Raw genomic sequence first — 20,452 nt, 5'->3', positions numbered from 1 at the left:
CCCACGCCTTCCCGCGCACCGGCCCTGGTCGCGAACGCCCCAGCGGTTGCCATTCCCGATGCGCAGGCGATCGAAGAGGCGCGCTTTGCCGCCGAATCGGCGCGGTCGCTCGCCGAACTCCGGACAGCGATGGAGGGTTTTGCTGGCTGCAATCTGAGAAACAGCGCCCGCAATCTGGTTTTTGCCGAAGGTGATGCTGCAAGCGGCATCATGATCGTCGGCCCGATGCCCTATGCAGACGACGATCGCGACGGCCAGCCCTTTGCCGGCCGCCTCGGCGAGATGCTGACCCGGATGATCGCCGGCATAGGCCTTACGCGTGAAAGTGTGCTCTTGAGCAATGTCGTGCCCTGGCGCCCGCCGGGCAACCGCGTGCCGACGGCGCGCGAGGCCGATATCTGCCGACCCTTCATCGAACGCCAGATCGCGCTGGCAGAGCCTAAGCATCTGCTGCTGCTCGGCAATTTCACCGCCCGTTTCTTCTTCGGCGGCAACGACACGATCCACCAGCTTCGCGGCGAATGGCGCGAGCTTGCGATCGGCGGCATCACCGTGCCGACACTTGCCACCCTGCATCCGCAGGACCTGGTAACCGCGCCGATCAACAAGCGCTTCGTCTGGCAGGATCTGCTTGCCTTCAAGGCCCGCATTCACGGCTGATCCCGAGGAAAGCGCCTGCCCGGATGGCACTCGCGGCCGCCTGCCCGTTTCATGAACAAAGTATGAAGAAAGCCATGCGGCCTGCGCATATCAGCGGCGCATTTTGACGCATTGCAAAATGGCATGTTGCAGCGCAATATATTGACACGGGAGGAATGGAATTTAAGGAACTGAACCATGACTGCCCGCTTTCGTCCGATCCACAGCAGCTTTGAGACGCTCCGTCACACCGGCGCTGCTCAACGGACGCCGTTCAACCGCTTTGGCACGGCAGCCAACGAGCAGATGACCGCGATCGGCCTCGCCCGGACCACCCGTCCGGCGCAGATTTTCGCCGACTTCATCCAGCGCTGATCCCCACGCGATACGCGGCCTTGCGTATCGCGTGACGCATCGTTTGACCCGACACGAAGAAAGGAACGAACCCATGACCAAGCCGATTGCCAGCCTCAAGGTCCTGCTCGATTCGATCTCCGACATCGGCACGGCCGTGCGCGCCTCGCGCGAGTACACCGTTCTCAGCACCAAGCAGGACGCACGCCGCGCCCATCGCGTGGCCGTGAGCCCGCTGCTGCCGAACTGATCGCTGCCCGAAGACCAACACACCGCCTTTTTGCCATCGCCTGTCGCAATCGACAGGGCGTAGAAGACTGGATAGAGCCACACTCGTCCCGACTAAGGAGTGTCAGGCTCATCCGGTCCCGCCAGACCGTTCCTCGCTCCATCTGCGTTTGCTTGTCATCGGACAAATGACGAAGCGCCACGTTTCCAGGAGCGCCGATGCTGGCCAGCCTCGCTTCCGTCTTCAGCCTGATGGTGTCGACCCTGCTCATGATGGTCGGCTTCGGCCTGCAGAGCTATGTTATCCCCGTGCGCTCCGTCGCAGAGAACTGGTCGACGCTGACGGTCTCGGTGATTGCCACCGGCTATACGGTCGGCTTCACGATCTCCTGCGTCGTCACGCCGAAATTCGTGCTGCGTGTCGGCCATGTGCGCGTCTTTACCGCGCTGATCACCCTGCTCTCCATCGCGATCCTGCTCTGCGGCCTCATCGTCGACTGGCGCGCCTGGATCGTGTTCCGCGCCATTGCCGGCTTTGCCATCTCCGGCAGCTATCTCGTCATCGAGAGCTGGCTCAACGAGCGCGTCACCAATGAAAACCGCGGCCTGCTCTTTTCGCTCTACCTGATCACGACGATGGTCGGCACGATCGGCGGACAATACATGGTGCCGCTCGGCGATCCGACCAACACGTCGCTGTTCATGCTTTGCAGCGTGCTCTTCTCGCTGGCGCTGCTGCCGACGGCGCTCTCCTCATCCCCCATGCCCGCGCCGCCGGCGCAGGCGAAGTTCGATATCCCCGCCCTCTTTCGCCGCTCGCCGGTTGCCGTGGTCGGCGGCTTCCTCGCCGGCGCGCTGTCGGGCGCCTGGCTGAACCTCGGCGGCGTCTTCACCCAGAAGATCGGACTTTCGACGGCGGAAGGCGCCACACTGCTCGCCTCGCTATTGACGGGTAGCGCCCTCTCGCAGATCCCGATCGGGCGTCTTTCCGACAAGATCGACCGGCGCATCGTCATGGTCGGCTGCGGCATCGTCGGCGTCATCTCGTGCCTGGTGATGTCGGCGTCGATCGGCAGCCAGCCCGCTGTTCTCTATATCATCGCCGCCTTCGTCGGATCGGTGCTCTTCCCGATCTACGCGCTGAACGTCGCGCATGCCAACGACCTTGCCAAACCCAACGAATATGTCGAGACGTCCTCGGGCCTGATGATCACCTACGGGCTCGGCACGATTTCCGGCCCGCTCATGGTCGGTCCGGTCATGGACCGTTTCGGCCCGGCGGCGCTGTTTCTCGTCCTTGCCGTCTACTTCGCGCTCTATGGCGGCTATGCCGCCTGGCGCATTCTGCGGCGCGAACAGCACAAGGGGCTCGTCGTCAAGACCGACTTCCAGGCAACGAGCGTCATGCCGACACCCGGTCCCGATGTGACGAGCCCGGCTGCCCTGCAGGCCGCACAGGAACCGCTGATCGACGACGACACGGTCCCGGCCTGGGAAAACCCGCGGCCGTAGGCCGTGGCTCAGCCCTGCGGCGTCACATGCTTGCGGGCGCCCCGGCGCTCGAGGCCGAGCCGGTGCTCGCGAAAGATGATGAAGATGCCGGCGCCGACGACGATGGCCGTGCCGACAAGCATGGTGGCCGTTGGGATATCGTCGAACAGGAAGTATCCTATGATCAGGCCGAGCACGATCGAGGTGTATTCGAACGGTGCGATCGTCGACATGTCGGCATGGCGATAGCTCTCGGTCAGAAGGATCTGGGCGACACCGCCGCAGAAACCAGCAAACATCAAGAGCAGGAAGGCTTCGCGCGAAATCGACGGCCAGCCGAAAGGCAAGGTCGCGAGCGAGAAGACCGAAGCCGACAGCGAAAAATAGAGCACGATCGTGTGGGTACGCTCATTCTTGACGAGCTTTCGCACCAGCACCATCGCAACGGCGCCGAGCGCCGCCGAGACCAGCACCGCGGCCGCCCCCATGGCCTCGAACGAACCGAAGCCCCCCTCTTCGAACAGCGTCAGCCTCGGCCAGGTGATGATCATCACCCCGACGAGCCCGATGACGACCGCCGACCAGCGATAAAGCCGGACGGATTCTCCGAGAAATATTGCGGCGAAGGCGACCGCGATCAGCGGCATGGCATAGCCGATGGCGATGGCTTCAGGCAGCGGCAGGTGCACAAGACCGTAGAAGCCGAAGCTCATTGCGAGAATGCCGATGAAGCCGCGAGCGATATGGCCAGTGATGTCCTTGGTCTTGAAGGCGTCGCGCAACTGTCCGCGAAGAGCGAGATAACCGAGGATCGGCACCATGGCGAAGGCCGAGCGGTAGAAGGTGATCTGGCCGGTGGCGATCTCGTTTCCGGCTGCCTTGATCAGCGTCGACATGCAAACGAAAATGACGACGGAAAGGACCTTGAGCAGGATCCCCTTCATCGGGCTTTCGACTTCCGCATTCATTGAGGGCACTTTTCGAACAGCCTTGACCGGCAATCAGCAGGCGCGCGGGCTGGTTTGGAGATTTTTCAGCGGAGAGAACCGCTGCAGGACCCCACCACCTTAGCGACGCTTCGCATGAAAGTCGGATCAAACTTCGTGATGAATGACGTTTTTTCTTGATCGATTAACCTTCGACAGTAGGACGCCCGGCTTTTCTTTAGCTGCCCCGAAAAAAACCTTTCCAATTCATGTCTTGTTAGTCCCACTTCGATACACATCGGTCCGATAAGGGAGCGGGAAGATTAACGGACGCCATGTCTTTTCTGTCGGAAGTGCGGTCGCCGGCATCACAATCGTGTGGCACAGCCCAGCTTTTCGCCCCTTGGCCTTTTCACCATCACAGGCGCCCTCTACAAATTCTCCAGTAGAACGGTGCAAGCGGGACTGACCATGCGGACAAATACTGGCCAGATCATTCATCTGGAAGACTACCGGCCGACTGACTTCGTTCTGGAGAGAGTGGATCTGACCTTCGAGCTAGACCCGAAGGAGACCAAGGTCGAGGCCCGGCTGATCTTCCATCGCCGCGAGGGTGTCGACAGTGCCGCGCCGCTCGTGCTCGATGGCGACGAGTTGACCATGACCGGCCTGCTGCTCGACCAGGAAGAGCTTGCGACGTCGCTCTACGATGTCGCCGACGATACGCTGACGATCCGCGGCCTGCCCGAAACCGCCCCGTTCGAAATCACCATCACCACGCTGCTTTCGCCCGAGACCAATACGCAGTTGATGGGGCTTTACCGCACCAACGGCGTCTACAGCACCCAATGCGAAGCCGAAGGCTTCCGCCGCATTACCTATTTCCCCGATCGTCCCGATGTACTCGCCGTCTACACGGTCAACATCATCGCCGACAAGGCGTCCTCTCCCCTCCTGCTTTCGAACGGCAACTATCTCGGCGGCGCCGACATGGGCGACGGCCGTCACTTCGCCGCCTGGTTCGATCCGCATCCGAAGCCGAGCTATCTCTTTGCGCTGGTCGCCGGCGACCTCGGCGTGGTCGAGGATACCTTCACGACCATGTCCGGCCGCGACGTCGCGCTGAAGATCTATGTCGAACACGGCAAGGAGCCCCGCGCCTCCTATGCCATGGATGCGCTCAAGCGCTCGATGAAGTGGGACGAAGAGGCCTTCGGTCGCGAATACGACCTCGACATCTTCATGATCGTCGCCGTCTCCGACTTCAACATGGGCGCCATGGAGAACAAGGGCCTCAACGTCTTCAACGACAAATACGTGCTTGCGGACCCGGAAACGGCGACCGATGCGGACTACGCCAATATCGAGGCGATCATCGCGCACGAATATTTCCACAACTGGACCGGCAACCGCATCACCTGCCGCGACTGGTTCCAGCTCTGCCTGAAGGAAGGCCTGACGGTCTACCGCGACCACGAATTCTCTGCCGACATGCGCTCGCGCGCGGTCAAGCGCATTGCCGAAGTGCGTCATCTGAAGTCGGAGCAGTTCCCTGAGGATGCCGGTCCCCTTGCCCACCCGGTGCGCCCGACAAAATACCGCGAAATCAACAACTTCTACACGACGACGGTCTATGAAAAGGGATCGGAAGTCACCCGCATGATCGCGACCATTCTCGGCCGCGATCTGTTCAAGAAAGGCATGGATCTCTATTTCGACCGGCACGACGGCCAGGCGGTGACGATCGAGGATTTCGTCGCCTGCTTCGAGGCGGCAAGCGGTCGGGATCTGCGCCAGTTCGCCCTCTGGTATCACCAGGCCGGAACGCCGCTGGTCACCGCTTCGGGCGCCTATGACGCCGCCAAGCAGACCTTTACCCTGTCGCTCGAACAGACCGTGCCGCCCACGCCCGGACAGAGCGCCAAGGAAGCGATGCACATTCCGCTGAAGATGGGACTGCTGCTCGAAAACGGCAGCGAAGCCGCCCTTACCGCCGTTTCCGGCGCCGACATGACCGACGATGTCCTGCATCTGACGGAGCGCAAGCAGACGGTCGTCTTCTCGGGCATCCCCTCGCGCCCGGTTCCGTCGTTCAACCGCAGCTTCTCCGCGCCGATCAACCTGCATATCGAGCAGAGCGCCGACGACCTCGCTCTGATCGCGCACCACGAAAGCGACCTCTTCGCCCGCTGGCAGGCGCTCAACGCCATCGCGCTTGCCAATCTCGTCGAGGCGACGGCGAATGTCCGCGCCGGCAAGCCGGTCACCGCGGACAAGGCGCTGATCGACGGCCTGATCCGGGCCGCCGCCGACGACAGCCTGGAGCCGGCCTTCCGTTCGCAGGCGCTGGCGCTGCCGAGCGAATCCGATATCGCCCGCGAGATCGGCACCAACAACGATCCGGACGCAATCCACGCGGCCCGTCAGCAGATCCTGACGGCCGTTGCCGTCGCCGGGCGCGACACCTTCCTCAAGCTCGCCGACGAGCTCGTCTCCGGCGGCGAGTTCAGCCCGGATGCGGCAAGCGCCGGCAGGCGGGCACTGCGCAACAGCGCGCTCACCTATCTGGTTCAGGCCGAAGATGGGCCCGAGCGTGCGGCGAAGGCCTTTGCGGCAGCCAACAACATGACCGACCTCAGCCATGCGCTGGCGTTGCTCGCGCACCGCTTCCCGGATTCGGCCGAGGCGGCAGAGGCGCTTGCAACATTCCGCACGCGGTTCGCCGACAACGCGCTCGTCATCGACAAGTGGTTCGCCGTACAGGCGACGATCCCGGGCGCTGGGACGCTCGATCGCATCAAGGCGCTGATGGACGAGCCGCTGTTCAACGGCAACAATCCGAACCGCGTGCGCTCGCTGGTGGGCACCTACGCCTTTGCCAATCCGACCGGCTTCAACCGCGCCGACGGCGAAGGCTACCGCTTCCTCGCGCGCCAGATCCTCGATATCGACCCGCGCAATCCGCAGCTTGCGGCCCGCATCCTGACCTCCATGCGCTCCTGGCGTTCGCTGGAAGACAAGCGTGCCGGGCATGCCCGCAAGGCGCTGAAGGAGATCGCCGGCGCATCGAAACTTTCGGCCGATGTCGGCGACATCGTCGAGCGCATGCTCAAGGCCTGAGCATCGCCAAAGCCTGATTTTCCTGCGGCCGGGCCGCACCTGCATGTCTCCTTAAATCGTCCTCGATTTAAGGGAAAAGACATGCGGCAAATCAAAGCGTTACAGCGACCTTTGCGCGTCTGAACAAGACGCGCGGCGCTGTAGCGCGACCCGGCCTATTATTTTCCAACGATAAGAAATGGTTAACAAATCTTTACCAGCGCCTCTGGACAAGGCGAATCGCCCTGTGATTCATTGAGTCAGATTCGGGCGAGCGGCGCGCCGAATCATCAGAGGGTTTAGAGCATTGGGAAAGATGGCGGACGCGCGACCAGCGAGCGCAGCCGACGGACGGTTGCGACTCAAGCTTCCAGGCGTCACCGGCCTGGAGCAGGAGTTTATCTCGCAGGCGAAGATCTTTGCCGGGCCGGCTTCGCGCCGCCTGGCAAACGCGGAGCCCGTTCTCAAGCGCTCCATCCCGATCCTGATCATTGCGTTCCTGATCATCGTGGCGGTTTCGCGCATGTCCAGCATCATGGACGAGCACGCCCGCATGGAGGAAAGCTCACGCCAGACCGTCGGCCTTGCCGCGGCGATCGCCGTTGCCGCCTTCCAGACGGACGGCGTCGCGCTATTCGATGAGGGCCGGCGTGCCGAGGCGGAGCAACGCTTCAGCCAGTTTCTGCCGACCGGCATGCTCGATCCCGGCACGTTCATCCTCGCGGTTCGCAAGGACGGTCGGATATTCGCAAGCACGGAAGGCGGTGGCCCGCTCATCGGACGCACGCTCGCCGCGGCCGCGCCCGACATCGCGACGCTACAATATTTCGGCGAGCATTCGAGCATCATGAAAACGGCGATCGCCGGCGCCGACCACATCGTGGCGCTGGCGCAGCTGCCCGATGCGGCTGGCGTCGTGCTGGCCGCAACGCCGGTCACCCAGCTCGAGACGACCTGGCGAGACGAGGTTTCGCTGAACGTCACGCTGTTTGCCGGCATCTCGGCCATCCTCTTGATGGTGCTCTACGCCTACTACATCCAGGCAAAACGCGCGCGCGATGCCGATTCCGTCTTTGCCGAATCGAACCTGCGGGTCGAGACGGCGCTCTCGCGCGGCCGCTGCGGCCTTTGGGATTTCGATCTCGCCAACCGGCGGCTGTTCTGGTCGCGCTCGATGTACGAAATGCTCGGCATGCCCGGCGAAAGCAGCGTGCTCTCCTTCGGCGACGCCGCACGGCTGATGCACCCGGACGATCACGGCATCTACAGCGTCGCCCGCACGATCGCCCGCGGCGACGCGCGCCAGATCGACCAGGTGTTCCGCATGCGCCATGCGGATGGTCACTATGTGTGGCTGCGCGCGCGCGCCGAGATTATCCGCACCGCCTCTGGCCGGGCGCATCTGATCGGCATCGCCATGGACGTGACCGAACAGCACCGGCTTGCCCAGCGCTACGCCGAGGCCGACCAGCGGCTCGCAGACGCGATCGAATGTACCTCCGAAGCCTTCGTGCTCTGGGACAAGCACGACCGCCTTGTGATGTGCAACACCCACTTCCAGGAGGCCTACAAGCTTCCGGATCATGTGCTGGTTCCCGGCACCGAACGCATCGCCGTGCATACGGCGGCAGCGCGGCCAGTGGTCGAGCGGCGGATCGCCGACCCGGATCACAGCAACCAGTCGCAGACGAGTGAAGTCCAGCTTGCGGATGAGCGCTGGCTGCAGATCAACGAGCGGCGCACGCGCGACGGCGGCCTTGTTTCCGTCGGCACCGACATCACGCTCCTGAAGCGCCACCAGGTGCGCCTGCGCGAATCCGAACGGCGGCTGATGGCCACCATCGGCGACCTCTCGGCCTCGCGCATGACGCTGGAGCGGCAGAAGACCGAGCTTTCGGTCGCCAACTCCAACTACCAGGTCGAAAAGGACCGCGCGGAAGCGGCCAATCGCGCCAAGTCCGAGTTCCTCGCGAACATGTCGCATGAGCTGCGCACGCCGCTCAACGCCATCCTCGGCTTCTCGGAAATCCTGCAGAACCAGATGTTCGGGCCGCTCGGTTCGGAGAAGTACAACGAGTATTCGCGCGACATCCATGAGAGCGGCAAGCATCTCTTGAACGTCATCAACGACATTCTCGACATGTCGAAGATCGAGGCCGGGCACATGCGCATCAGCCGCGAGACGATCGATCTCGCGCCCCTCATCGAGGAAACGCTGCGCTTCACCACCATTCCGGCCGAGCAGAAGAACATCCACGTGGTGCAGCAGATCTCGTCGGGCCTGACCATGATCGCCGATCGTCGGGCGATGAAGCAGGTGCTGCTCAACCTCCTGTCCAATGCGGTGAAGTTCACCAATGAGGGCGGGCGGATTTCGCTTCGGGCACGCAAGGTGACGGGCGCGGTAACGCTCACCATCGCCGATTCCGGCATCGGCATTCCGCGCGACGCGCTTCAGAAGATCGGCCAACCCTTCGAACAGGTGCAGAGCCAGTACGCCAAGAGCAAGGGCGGATCCGGCCTGGGGCTCGCGATCTCGCGCTCACTCACCCGCCTGCACGGCGGCAGCATGAGAATTCACTCGACCGAGAATGTCGGGACCATCATTTCGGTCAGGATTCCGGACCGAACCTAAGGCAGGGTCTCAATCAGCGCGCGGGCTTCCGCGCGCTTTCCGCTTTCCGCGCGGCCCCATTCACCCCGAAACGACCGATTGGAAGACGCGCCGCACGGACTTGGAAAGCCTGCGGACGTCTCCCTCCAGGGTTTTCAGGTCCGGATAGTCCCCTGCCCGGCAGACAAGATCGATCAGGCCCGCGGGCGCTTCCTTCGGCTCGAACTCACCGTCGATGCAAAGCCGCACGATCTGGGACAGTTCGGTGAAAAGATGCAGCGCCTCCAGCGCCACATCGAGATCGTTAGGGTTCATCAGCGCATCGCCAAGCAGCTTCAACGCGTCGGCGGTATTGGTGCCCGATGTCAGCGGCTGAACGCCCTTGGCCGGTGCCACGAGTGCCAGATACTGGGTGATGAACTCGATATCGACGAGGCCCCCCGGGATCAGCTTGAAGTCCCAGATGTCGCTCGGCGGTTTCTCGCTATCGATCATCTCGCGCATGGAGATCACGTCGGCGCTAACCTTGGCAACATCGCGCTTGCGCCCGAGGATCTCGGCGAAGATCCCGTTGGCCTCGGCCATCAGCCGGTCGTCGCCGCAGATGCAGCGCGCCCGGGTCAAAGCCAGATGCTCCCAGGTCCAGGCCTCTTCGCGCTGATACTTGGCAAAGGCGTTGATCCTGGTTGCGACTGGCCCCTTGTTTCCGGAGGGACGAAGCCGCATGTCGACCTCGTAGAGAATGCCTTCCGCCGTCGGCGCGGAAAGTGCGGCGATCAGGCGCTGCGTCACCCGCGTGAAGTAACGCGTCGGATCGAGCGGCTTGGCGCCGTCGGATTCGGTTGCCGTCTCGTCGTAGTCGTAGAGCAGGATCAGGTCGACGTCCGAGCCCGCGGTCAGCTCGTGGCTGCCGAGCTTGCCCATCCCGACGACGGCGATACGGCCGCCGGGGAAATCGCCATGAACGGAGCGGACTTCGTCCTCGACCGCCTTCACCGCCGCAGCGATGATGAGGTCGGCAAGATCGGTAAAGGCACGGCCGGCTTGCGCGCCGGAGATTGCGCCGGTCAAAAGCCGGATGCCGATCAGGAAGCGCTGCTCGGCGGCGATGATCCTGAGGCGATCGAGCACCTCCTCATAATGGCGTGCACCGCCGACGAAATTGGCGATGCGTGGCGCCAGATACTCCCGCGTCGGCAGTTCGGCGAGCAGGCCGGGATCGAGCATGCCATCAAAGACGTGCGGGCGCGCGGCGATGATTTCTGCAAGCCTTGGCGCCGACGACATGACATTGACGATCAACGACAGGAGGCCCGGATTGTTGCCGAGCAGCGAGAAGAGCTGAATACCCGCCGGCAGGCCGGAGATGAAGTTGTCGAACCGCAGCAGCGCGTCGTCTGCGCGCCGGCTTTCGCCGAAGACCCGCAGCAGCTCCGGCGTCAGCTCGGTCAGCCGCTCGCGCGCCTCCACCGACTGCGTCGCGCGGTAGCGCCCATAGTGCCAGGTGCGGATCGTGTGGGAGATGTCCGAAGGCCGCTGGAAGCCGAGTTTCTTCAGCGTCTCCAACGTGTCCGGGTCATCGCGCTGGCCGGTGAAGACGAGGTTGCCGGTCTCGGTCGACAGCTTTGCTTCCTGTTCGAAGAGCTGGGCATAGCGGCGCTCGACGGTCTTGAGCACGCGCGACAGGGCCTTGGAAAAGGCGGCCGTGTCCTCGAAGCCGAGCATATAGGCGATGCGCTTCAGCTCCGCTTCGGTCTCGGGCAAGACGTGCGTCTGCTCGTCGCGCACCATCTGGATCCGGTGCTCGACATCGCGCAGGAACCAATAGGCCTCGACAAGTTCGTCGGCCGTCTCCTCGTCGATCCAGCCGGCCTTGACGAGCGCCCGCAGCATCGGCTCGGTTGCGCGCTGGCGCAGGTCCGGCATGCGGCCACCGGCAATCAGTTGTTGGGTCTGGACGAAGAACTCGATCTCGCGGATGCCGCCGCGGCCGAGCTTGATGTTGTGGCCTTTGACCGCGATCTCGCCGTGCCCCTTGTGGGCATGGATCTGCCGCTTGATCGAATGAATGTCGGCGATCGCCGCATAGTCGAGATATTTGCGGAAGACGAAGGGGACCAGGTCCTTGAGAAAGTGCTCGCCGGCCTCGATGTCGCCGGCGACCGGCCGCGCCTTGATGAAGGCGGCGCGCTCCCAGTTCTGCCCCCTGCTTTCGTAATAGAGCATCGCCGCTTCGACCGGGATCGCCAGCGGCGTCGAACCCGGGTCCGGGCGCAGGCGCAGGTCGGTGCGGAAGACGTACCCGTCGCCGCTACGCTCCTGCAGGATGCGGATCAGGCGGCGCAGCAACCGGCCGAAAGTTTCCGAGGCATCGTCGCGGTCGACGATGATGCCGGACTGCGGATCGTAGAAAACGACGAGGTCGATATCGGAGGAATAGTTGAGCTCGAAGGCGCCGAGCTTGCCCATGCCGAGCACGACGACACCGGAACCGGCGCTCGGGTTTGCGACATCCTTGACCTTCAGCTTGCCGCTCTCGTGCGCGCTCAAGAGCAGGTGGTCGATCGTCGCGGAGACGGCCGCACCGGCGAATTCGCTGAGCCAGCGGGTGGTTTCGCGCCCGTCGAAATGGCGGGAGAGATCGGCGAGAGCGACCGCGAAGGCGAGCTCACGCTTGGCGCGTCTCAGCCGCGCCATGATCTCCGTATCTGGCAATGCCGCGCCGCCCTCGTTCGGCTTCCAGGCATCGCGGGCGCGGCGCACGCGCTCGCTCAGGAAAGCCGTGAGTTCGGTCGTCAGAAGTTCTTCGAGAATAGCCGGTCGGCTGTCGCCGGTGTCGCGCAGGAATGGGGAAAGGGCAAAGGCCGAGACGATGAAAGTCTTGAACGGCGTGTCGGACGCAAGCAGGCTTGCGACCTTTTCGTGGCCCTTGGCCATATCCTTCAAGACCGAAAGCGCTGTTTTGGCATCGGCCTGTGTGGCCGGGCGGATCGGTGTCGTCTCGACCGCCCAGCACTTCTGCACCTGTTCCTGCATGCCGTCTCCCTCTCGCCGGAGCGGACGGCGCGCGCTGCCTCACTCCACCTCGTTCTCCCGGAACCGGTCTATCAGGTTGCCGCCACCGGGAAAACCATCTGAACCGTCAGACCCTTGCCGCCTTCGGCGGACGGAACCGTGTCTGTGAGATGCAGCGCGCCATGGTGCATTTCCATGACTGCCTCGACCAGCGACAGGCCAAGGCCGGTGCCGGGCTTGGACCGGCTCTCGTCCAGGCGTACGAAGCGCTTGATCACCTCGTCGCGCATCGCCGCCGGTATGCCCGAACCGTGATCGGCAACCGACAGCAACACACTTCCCTCGCGCTTTTCCAGCGAGACCTTGATCAGGGGGTTCTCGGCGCCATCGGCATATTTGATGGCGTTGTCGATGAGGTTGCCGAGGGCCTGGCCGATCAGTTCGCGGTTGCCTGAAATCACCAGCCCCGGGGCGACGTCGGCTTCGAGTTTCAGACCGCCATCTTCGGCCACCGGTTCGTAGAGCTCGACGCAATCGGCGACGATCTGCGAAAGGTCGATGTCGCTCATCTCGGCGGCAGACGAGCCGGCCTCCACGCGCGAGATCATCAGAAGGGCGTTGAAAGTGCGGATCAGTTGATCGGATTCGCCGATGATCTCCTCCAGCGCGCCGCGCTGGCTCGTGCCCTTGCGGGCAAGGGCTGCTTCCGCCTTGTTGCGCAGCCGCGTCAGCGGCGTCTTCAGATCGTGGGCAATGTTGTCGGAGACCTGCCGCAGCCCTTCGTTCAGTTTCTCGATGCGGCTGAGCATGGCGTTCAGCGATTCCGACAGCCGGTCGAATTCGTCGCCCGAACCGCTCATCGGCAGGCGCTGCGACAGATCGCCGGCCATGATCTTGGTGCTCGCCTCCGACATGCGGTCGATGCGCTTCAGAGCGTTGCGACCAATGCCGAACCAGATAACGAGCGCGCCGAGCCCCATGACGCCGAGCGCCACCATCAGCGCCTGGCGCACCAGCGCGCGGAACTTCTGCGGCTCCTGCAGGTCGCGGCCGACGAGAATGCGCAGACCATTGTCGAGCACCAGCACATGGGCAAGCGCCACATGGGTGTCCTTCTTGCTCTCGTCGGTATAGCGCTGATAGGCGAAGGGACGCTCGGTCCAGCCTTCGCTGTCGAGCAGGCCCGGCTCCAGGCTCGCGACGTTGCCGGCGAGGATTTCGCCGCTCGGTCCCGCAATCACGTAGAGATTGGCGCCCGGCTGGCGTGCCCGCCGCTCAAGCGAGCGCAACAGGCCGTTCATGCCGGCGCGGCTATAGACCTGCTCGATCTGCGCCACCTCGGCGGTGACCGCATCACGGGTCTGCTGCTGCAGTAGCCGCTCCGACATGCCGGTGACGTAGATGACGAGAAAGGCAGCACAGAGCGAAAAAAGGATGAGGTAGAGGGCGGAAAGCCGGACCGCGGTCGTTCTGAAGAGAACGCGAAGCTTGCTCATGCGGGCGCCCGGTCATCCTTGATCATGTAGCCGGCGCCACGCACCGTGCGCAGCAGCGGCACATCGAAGTCCTTCTCGATCTTCGAGCGCAGCCGCGAGACATGCACGTCGATGACGTTGGTCTGCGGGTCGAAGTGGTAGTCCCAGACGTTTTCCAGCAGCATCGTGCGGGTGACGACCTGGCCGGCGTTCTTCATGAGATATTCGAGCAGGCGGAATTCGCGCGGCTGCAAGGGAATTTCCTTTCCCTGCCGGCGCACGGAATGCGACAGGCGGTCGAGTTCCAGATCGCCGACGCGGTAAACCATGTCCTGATCGGGCGTGCCCTTGCGGCGACCGAGCACCTCGACGCGGGCGAGCAGTTCATTGAAGGCGTAGGGCTTCGGCAGATAATCGTCGCCACCTGCGCGCAGACCCGTTACCCGGTCGTCCACCTGGCCGAGCGCCGACAGGATCAACACCGGCGTGTGGATGTCCTTGCGGCGAAGCTCGGTGATGACAGAGAGACCGTCTCGACGCGGCAGCATGCGGTCCACCACGAGAACGTCGTAATTGTTCTCGCTGGCCATGAACAGGCCGCTCTCGCCATCGCTGGCGTGGTCGGACACGATGCCCGCCTCGCGGAAGGCTTTCGCCAGGTAGGCTGCCGCCTCGAGATCGTCTTCAATGATGAGAATCTTCATACGCGCGACCATAGTCCCGGACCCCTGTCTGTCTCAACCGGTTTCGACTTTCGACAACCGTGTTGGCGAGTGCTCTCGTGAGGGAGAGCGGGATGCGGGCGGAAAACCGCACACGCCTTTTCACATCCCGCTCCAAACGGCGAGCGCCGCGACATCACTTGGAAATCGCGGCGCTCCGGTCAATCATCTGACTGCCGCGATCAGCCCTTGTCGATCGGAAGGGCCACGAAGCGGCTGCCGTTTTGGGCCTCAATCTGGAAGAGCGCCTTGCTACGACCGTCCTTCTTGGCAGTGTTGATGACCTTCAGGATATCGTCGGCGGACTTCACTTCCTGATTGTTCACCGAGACGATCTTTTCGCCCTGCTTCAGGCCGCGATCGCTGGCATCGGAGTCTTCGTCGACCGAAGCGATGGTGACGCCCTTGCCATCGTCGGACGGCACGACCGAGACGCCAAGGTCCGCCAGTGCCTGCTCGCTCGACGGCTGAGCTTCATCGGACTGGTCGTCCTGGTTCTTGGCAGCTTCCTTGTCGTCCTTCGGCAGCGTGCCGATTTCGAGCTTGACGGTTTCCGCCTTGCCGTCGCGCCACAGGGCCAGGTCGACCGTGGTGCCCGGGCGGATCGCCGCAACCTTGCGGGCAAGGTCACGCGGATCCTTGACCGTATCGCCGTTCAGCGCGGTTACGACATCGCCCTTCTTGATACCGGCTTTTTCGCCCGGCGAACCGGTCTGCGGCTCGACGACGAGCGCGCCGCTTGCTTCCGAAAGGCCGAGCGATTCGGCGATATCCTTGGTGACGGGCTGGATCTGCACGCCGAGCCAGCCGCGGGAAACCGAACCGTCCTTGATCAGGTCGGCAACCACATCCTTGGCAACGGTCGACGGGATGGCAAAGGCGATACCGACGTTGCCACCGCCCGACGGCGAGAAGATCGCCGTGTTGATGCCGACGACTTCGCCGGAGAGGTTGAAGGTCGGGCCACCCGAGTTGCCGCGGTTCACCGCCGCGTCGACCTGCAGGTAATCGTCGTAGGGGCCGGAGCCGATGTCGCGGCCACGCGCCGAGACGATGCCCGAGGTTACTGTACCGCCGAGACCGAAGGGATTGCCGACGGCAACCACCCAGTCGCCGACGCGGACCTTGCTGTCATCGGCCCAGCTGACATAGGTGAACTTGCGCTTGTCATCGACCTTGAGCACGGCGAGATCCGTGCGGCTGTCCTTGCCGACCAGCTTGGCATCGAGTTCGGTGCCATCGTTGAGGATGACGGTGAAGGCCGAGCCGTCGGAAACGACGTGGTTGTTGGTGACGAGGTAGCCGTCATCGGAGATGAAGAAGCCAGAGCCCTGAGCGGTCGGACGCAGGCGGCCTTCGCCATGCGGGCCACGACGGCCGGGGCCGCGGTCGGCACGATCGTCGCCGCGCGGGCCGAATTCCTTGAAGAAACGCTTCAGCGGATGGTCTTCCGGCAGATCATCGAAGCCGCGACCGTTGAAGTTGAAGTCGAAACTGCTTCCGTCTTCCGACACCGGATTGGCGCGCGACTGGACGCGGACGGAAACGACCGCCGGCGAAACGGCCTCGACGACGTTGGCAAAGCTCGGCACCGACGGCGCTTCTACCTTCACCGGATCGGCAAAGGATTGCGAGATGCTGGCCGGCAGACCCGAGGTCAGCATGACGGCGGCAAGGCCGGCGACGGTCGAGGTCTTCAGCACGGTCTTGAGGGAGGGACGCAGGGATTTGGTCGTAAACATCCGTTTTGCCTTTTCTCTTCCTTGATGCCGTCGAAGACGGCATCGAAACCTGGTTGCGAAGCCGCCTCAGGGAAGGCGGAATTCGTTTTGGCTGACTGGAGGAACAGCCGATGACCAAAGATGTAACGGATGGGACCTTACTGAGTTCTGTCCGGAAAATGAATTTTTGGTAATGTTGTGAAGAGCTGGCCCGGGCTCGACCAAGGGCCTACCGGGAATTGCGCGTTGGCGCGAGCGGCATTCTCAGCCACCGGCGGGGATCTCCAGCGATATCAAAAGATTAGTGCGGGGCCGGTGCAACGGATGCGCGTTCGGCGAGCGCCGCATTAAGGCTGAAGCAGCTTCTTCAGCTTTTCCTTCTCGTCCTCGGAAAGCGGCGTCCCCTTTGCCTGGGCGCCGCGACGGCGAGAGGCGATAACAAGCGTAATCGCCCCGACGAGGAGCAGGGTCGCCGGCATTCCCCAGAGGATCAGCGTCTTCGTCTCGAAGCGCGGCTTCAGCAGTACGAATTCGCCATAGCGGGACACGACGTAATCGATGACGGCCGTGTCGCTGTCGCCGTTCGCCAGCCGCTCACGCACGAGCACGCGCAGGTCCTTGGCAAGCTCGGCGTTGGAATCGTCGATCGACTGGTTCTGGCAGACCATGCAGCGCAGCTCCGCCGAGATCGCCCGCGCCCGCGCTTCGAGCGCGGGATCGGCAAGCACCTCATCCGGGTTGACGGCAAAGGCTGAGCCGACAGGCGCGAACAGAAGCAGGAGTGCCAGGAGCAGGCGGTTCATTCCGCAGCCCCCACCGGCACCGTCTTCGGTCGTTTGGCCTTGGCCGGTGCGCCGACGCGCAGGCGGCGGTCGCTCAAGGAGACGAAGCCGCCCGCCATCATGAACAGGGTGCCGCCCCAGATGCACAGGATCATCGGCTTCCACCAGATGCGCACGACGATGCCGCCTTCGCTGATCTGGTCGCCGAGCGAGACATAGAGCTGGCTCAAACCGAAGGTGCGGATGCCGGCTTCCGTCGTCGGCATGCGGCGCGCCTGGTAGAGGCGCTTCGATGACCAGACTTCGTCAATTGCGACACCGCCGCGGCTGATGGTGAAGTGGCCGGACTCCTCGGAATAGTTCGGGCCGCTGCCATTGCGCATTCCGTCGAAGCGCAGGGTGTAGCCGCCGGCATCGACCGTCATGCCCGGCTTCATCTCGACGACTGTTTCGGTTTCGAAGGCCGTGACGGCGACGATGCCGATCAGGGTGACGCCAAGGCCGATATGTGCAAGCGCCGTGCCGAAGGCAGAACGCGGCAGGCCGGAGAAGCGCCGCCAGGCAACATTGCCCGCGACCTTGCCGAGGCCGGAGCGCAGCGCAAGGTCCGTCAACGACCCGACAATCACATAGACGCCAAGGGCAATGCCGAAGAGCGCCAGAACCGGGCCGCCATTCATGAAGTAATAGTAGGCGACACCGAAGAGCAGACCGATGGCGACCGCTGCGAAGAGCCGCTGCGAAACGCCGGCAAAGTCGCCGCGCTTCCAGGCAAGCAGCGGACCGAAGGGCACGGCAAAGAGCAGCGGCAGCATCAACAGGCCGAAGGTCATGTTGAAGAAGGGCGGTCCGACCGAGATCTTGTCGCCGGTCAGCGCTTCGAGCACCAGCGGATAGAGCGTGCCTGTCAGGACCGTCGCGGTCGCCGTCGTCAGGATGAGGTTGTTGAAGACCAGCGCGCCCTCACGCGAGATCGGCGCGAAGATTCCGCCGGCCTTCAGGTGCGAGGCGCGCAGGGCGAAGAGCGTGAACGCACCGCCGATGAAGAAGACGAGAATGGCGAGGATGAAGATGCCGCGGGTCGGGTCGGTGGCGAAGGCGTGAACCGAGGTCAGGACACCCGAACGCACGAGGAAGGTGCCGAGCAGCGACAGCGAGAAGGTCATGATCGCGAGCAGTACGGTCCAGATCTTCAGCGCCTCGCGCTTTTCCATGACCAGCGCGGAGTGCAAAAGCGCGGTTCCCGCAAGCCAGGGCATGAAGGAGGCGTTTTCGACCGGATCCCAGAACCACCAGCCGCCCCAGCCGAGCTCGTAATAGGCCCAGTAGGAGCCCATCGAAATGCCGGCGGTGAGGAAGGTCCAGGCAGCGAGCGTCCACGGACGGACCCAGCGCGCCCAGGCGGCATCGATTCGCCCCTCGATCAGCGCGGCAATGGCGAACGAGAAGCAGACGGAGAAACCGACATAGCCGAGATAGAGCAGCGGCGGATGGATAGCGAGACCGACATCCTGCAGGATCGGGTTCAGGTCCTTGCCCTCGCCCGGCGCCGGCATCAACCGCGCGAACGGATTGGACGTCAGCAAGATGAAGAGCGCGAAGGCCATCGCGATCCAGGCCTGGACGGCAAGCACGTTTGCCTTCAGCGTCTCAGGCAGGTTGCGCCCGAAGGCGGCAACCAGCGCCGAGAAGAACGTCAGGATCAACAGCCAAAGCAGCATCGAGCCTTCATGGTTCCCCCAGACGCCCGAGATCTTGTAGATCAGCGGCTTCAGCGAATGGGAGTTTTCCCAGACGTTGCGGACCGAGAAGTCCGAGGTCACATAGGCGAAGGTGAGGACGGCAAAGGCGAAAGCGACGAGCAGAAAGCAGGCGACGGCGGCACTGGAGGCCAGCTCCATCAGGCCGCGATCGTTCAGCCGTGCGCCGAGGATCGGCAGGGCCGCCTGAATGACCGCAGTCGCCAGCGCCAGAACCAGAGCGTAGTGTCCGAGCTCGATGATCACTTGATGGTTTCCTTCCCGCTGAGCTCGACGCCCTGGGCCTTCAAACGGTCGGCGACATCCTTGGGCATATAGGTCTCGTCATGCTTGGCGAGAACCGAGTCGGCCACGAAGACCGAGCTTCCCGCAACGAAGGTTCCCTCCGTCACCACGCCCTGCCCCTCGCGGAACAGGTCGGGCAGGATACCGGTATAGGTGACCGGCACACCGCTCAGCGTATCGGTAACGGTGAAGGTCACCGTCTTGCCGTCGCCGCGCTTGACGGAGCCGGCTTCGACGACGCCGCCGAGGCGGATGCGGGTTCCCGGTGGCACGTTGGCCTTTTCGAGGTCGCTCGGCACATAGAAATAGGCGATCGCCTGGCTGAAGGCGAACATCACGAGGAAAGCCGCAAGCACCAGGAAGCCGACGCCGCCGCCGATGATCGCCAGTCTTTTTTGTTTGCGCGTCATTGCGTTACTCCGTCGGTGGCAATCCCGAGCTCGCGCGCCAGCGCCAGCAGCTGCTTGCCGCCGTCGCCATCGGCCGGGAAGGTTTTCAGGCCCTCCCTTAGCGCGGCCAGCGCCTTGTCTCGTTGATCAAGGACAACATGGGAGCGGATCAGCCGCGCCCAGCCTTCGAGATTATCCGGATTTTCTTTCAGCCGGCTTTCTAGGCTGCCGACCATACCCCGGATCATTTCCTGGCGATCGCCGGCACTCATGCTCTGGGCCGCAGCGACATCATCTGCACTCGGATTGCCCGGCGCTGCAGCGCTGGTGGCGCCCCCCAATTCAGCCACGTGCTGCTTGACGAGCGGCAGCCAGGGTGCGTCGGCCGGCGACGTCGCGACCAGCCGGTTGAAGGCGGTCAGCGCTTCCGCGTTCTTGCCTTCCTGCTTGAGGCCGAGGGCAAGATAGAATTCCGAGCGCGGGTCATTGGGGTCGAGCGCCAGCGCCTGCTTCAGCGCGTCCTGCGCCTTGCTCGTCACGACGCCGTCGGACTGTACGACCATCGCCTCGGCGTAGCCCCCAAGACGTGCCGGCGTCGGGCCGAGCAGGCGGATCGCCCGGTCATAGGCATCGACTGCATCTTCGACACGGCCGTTGCGCATGTAGATCGGCGCAAGCAGATCCCAGCCGGCGCCGTCGTTCGGGTTTATGGCCAGGTGGTTCTCGGCCTTGGCAATCAGGATGTTGATGTCGCCATTGGGATCGGCCAGGCGTGCGGCGAGCGGCTGCGCCGGAAGGCCCGGGCTGCCAGTCAGCAAGTAAAGACAGAGGCCGACGGCCGGAAGACAGAGCAGCACGAAGGCCTGGGCCAGACGGCTGACACTGCGACGCGGCGCAGCGGCCGGCGCCGCCTCGCTGTCGCTCTCGCCAGCGGCCAGCAGCCGGCGCGCCA

The 20,452-nt window shown here is 63.6% G+C and carries 15 protein-coding genes; 6 read left to right on the top strand and 9 right to left on the bottom strand.

The window, feature by feature from the left end; translation table 11 throughout:
* From L981_RS30615 to L981_RS30610, 4 genes are all read left to right on the top strand, one after another.
* Window positions 1-660: uracil-DNA glycosylase family protein (locus L981_RS30615; protein WP_043625744.1), on the top strand; the 660-nt coding region annotated here is incomplete at its 5' end.
* 177 nt (window positions 661-837) lie between these two features.
* Window positions 838-1,014 carry a hypothetical protein gene (locus L981_RS34830; protein ID WP_156134297.1) on the top strand — a complete coding sequence of 59 codons (177 nt, stop codon included), beginning with the start codon at window positions 838-840 and terminating at the stop codon, window positions 1,012-1,014.
* A 73-nt stretch (window positions 1,015-1,087) separates the two neighbouring features.
* Entirely contained in the window at window positions 1,088-1,243 is a 156-nt protein-coding gene (locus L981_RS34825; protein ID WP_156134296.1) for a hypothetical protein, read from the top strand.
* Between the two features lie 197 nt (window positions 1,244-1,440).
* Complete coding sequence (locus L981_RS30610) at window positions 1,441-2,733, top strand: MFS transporter (protein ID WP_043625741.1); 1,293 nt, start codon at window positions 1,441-1,443, stop codon at window positions 2,731-2,733.
* A gap of 8 nt (window positions 2,734-2,741) precedes the next feature.
* Here the strand turns inward: L981_RS30610 and L981_RS30605 are convergent, their stop codons facing one another.
* Window positions 2,742-3,680 (bottom strand): DMT family transporter, encoded by a 939-nt coding sequence (locus L981_RS30605; RefSeq protein ID WP_043625738.1) that lies wholly within the window; start codon window positions 3,678-3,680, stop codon window positions 2,742-2,744.
* Between the two features lie 429 nt (window positions 3,681-4,109).
* Here L981_RS30605 and pepN point away from each other — a divergent pair, with 429 nt between their 5' ends.
* Both pepN and L981_RS30595 read left to right on the top strand, forming a co-directional pair.
* Window positions 4,110-6,758 (top strand): aminopeptidase N, encoded by a 2,649-nt coding sequence (gene pepN / locus L981_RS30600; protein ID WP_043625735.1) that lies wholly within the window; start codon window positions 4,110-4,112, stop codon window positions 6,756-6,758.
* Between the two features lie 286 nt (window positions 6,759-7,044).
* Complete coding sequence (locus tag L981_RS30595; protein ID WP_043625732.1) at window positions 7,045-9,372, top strand: PAS domain-containing sensor histidine kinase; 2,328 nt, start codon at window positions 7,045-7,047, stop codon at window positions 9,370-9,372.
* Between the two features lie 60 nt (window positions 9,373-9,432).
* On the opposite strand, the gene L981_RS30590 is transcribed toward L981_RS30595, so the two are convergent.
* The 8 genes from L981_RS30590 to L981_RS30555 all read right to left on the bottom strand — a co-directional run.
* Window positions 9,433-12,387 carry a bifunctional [glutamine synthetase] adenylyltransferase/[glutamine synthetase]-adenylyl-L-tyrosine phosphorylase gene (locus tag L981_RS30590; protein WP_052202112.1) on the bottom strand — a complete coding sequence of 985 codons (2,955 nt, stop codon included), beginning with the start codon at window positions 12,385-12,387 and terminating at the stop codon, window positions 9,433-9,435.
* A gap of 71 nt (window positions 12,388-12,458) precedes the next feature.
* Entirely contained in the window at window positions 12,459-13,862 is a 1,404-nt protein-coding gene (locus tag L981_RS30585; RefSeq protein ID WP_043625729.1) for a HAMP domain-containing sensor histidine kinase, read from the bottom strand.
* On the bottom strand, window positions 13,859-14,557 hold the full coding sequence (locus tag L981_RS30580) for a response regulator transcription factor (RefSeq protein WP_043625726.1): 699 nt from the start codon (window positions 14,555-14,557) through the stop codon (window positions 13,859-13,861). Before L981_RS30580 ends, L981_RS30585 begins: the two co-directional genes overlap by 4 nt.
* A 188-nt stretch (window positions 14,558-14,745) precedes the next feature.
* Window positions 14,746-16,305, bottom strand: coding sequence for a Do family serine endopeptidase (locus L981_RS30575; RefSeq protein WP_043625722.1), 1,560 nt, complete (start codon window positions 16,303-16,305; stop codon window positions 14,746-14,748).
* A gap of 326 nt (window positions 16,306-16,631) precedes the next feature.
* Window positions 16,632-17,087, bottom strand: a complete 456-nt coding sequence (locus L981_RS30570) for a cytochrome c-type biogenesis protein (RefSeq protein WP_043625719.1) — start codon at window positions 17,085-17,087, stop codon at window positions 16,632-16,634.
* Complete coding sequence (locus L981_RS30565; RefSeq protein WP_043625716.1) at window positions 17,084-19,072, bottom strand: heme lyase CcmF/NrfE family subunit; 1,989 nt, start codon at window positions 19,070-19,072, stop codon at window positions 17,084-17,086. Before L981_RS30565 ends, L981_RS30570 begins: the two co-directional genes overlap by 4 nt.
* Window positions 19,069-19,521, bottom strand: coding sequence for a cytochrome c maturation protein CcmE (ccmE, locus tag L981_RS30560; RefSeq protein WP_043625713.1), 453 nt, complete (start codon window positions 19,519-19,521; stop codon window positions 19,069-19,071). The genes L981_RS30565 and ccmE overlap by 4 nt, the downstream gene beginning before the upstream one ends.
* The coding region (locus L981_RS30555) for a cytochrome C biogenesis protein CycH (protein ID WP_043625710.1) at window positions 19,518-20,452 on the bottom strand (935 nt) is incomplete at its 5' end. The genes ccmE and L981_RS30555, both read right to left, overlap by 4 nt.

Origin of the sequence: Ensifer sp. ZNC0028 (assembly GCF_000799055.1) — a bacterium.
Lineage (GTDB): Bacteria > Pseudomonadota > Alphaproteobacteria > Rhizobiales > Rhizobiaceae > Ensifer.
The sequence above is the reverse complement of the archived record's forward strand: the minus strand, read 5'-3'. Positions and strand labels throughout refer to the sequence as shown.

Bases quoted from the DNA above. Each gene is read 5' to 3' on its own strand.
- L981_RS34830 (WP_156134297.1), top strand. From the start codon at position 838: ATGACTGCCCGCTTTCGTCCGATCCACAGCAGCTTTGAGACGCTCCGT.
- L981_RS34825 (WP_156134296.1), top strand. From the start codon at position 1,088: ATGACCAAGCCGATTGCCAGCCTCAAGGTCCTGCTCGATTCGATCTCC.
- L981_RS30610 (WP_043625741.1), top strand. From the start codon at position 1,441: ATGCTGGCCAGCCTCGCTTCCGTCTTCAGCCTGATGGTGTCGACCCTG.
- L981_RS30605 (WP_043625738.1), bottom strand. From the start codon at position 3,680: ATGAATGCGGAAGTCGAAAGCCCGATGAAGGGGATCCTGCTCAAGGTC.
- pepN (WP_043625735.1), top strand. From the start codon at position 4,110: ATGCGGACAAATACTGGCCAGATCATTCATCTGGAAGACTACCGGCCG.
- L981_RS30590 (WP_052202112.1), bottom strand. From the start codon at position 12,387: ATGCAGGAACAGGTGCAGAAGTGCTGGGCGGTCGAGACGACACCGATC.
- L981_RS30585 (WP_043625729.1), bottom strand. From the start codon at position 13,862: ATGAGCAAGCTTCGCGTTCTCTTCAGAACGACCGCGGTCCGGCTTTCC.
- L981_RS30580 (WP_043625726.1), bottom strand. From the start codon at position 14,557: ATGGTCGCGCGTATGAAGATTCTCATCATTGAAGACGATCTCGAGGCG.
- L981_RS30575 (WP_043625722.1), bottom strand. From the start codon at position 16,305: ATGTTTACGACCAAATCCCTGCGTCCCTCCCTCAAGACCGTGCTGAAG.
- L981_RS30570 (WP_043625719.1), bottom strand. From the start codon at position 17,087: ATGAACCGCCTGCTCCTGGCACTCCTGCTTCTGTTCGCGCCTGTCGGC.
- ccmE (WP_043625713.1), bottom strand. From the start codon at position 19,521: ATGACGCGCAAACAAAAAAGACTGGCGATCATCGGCGGCGGCGTCGGC.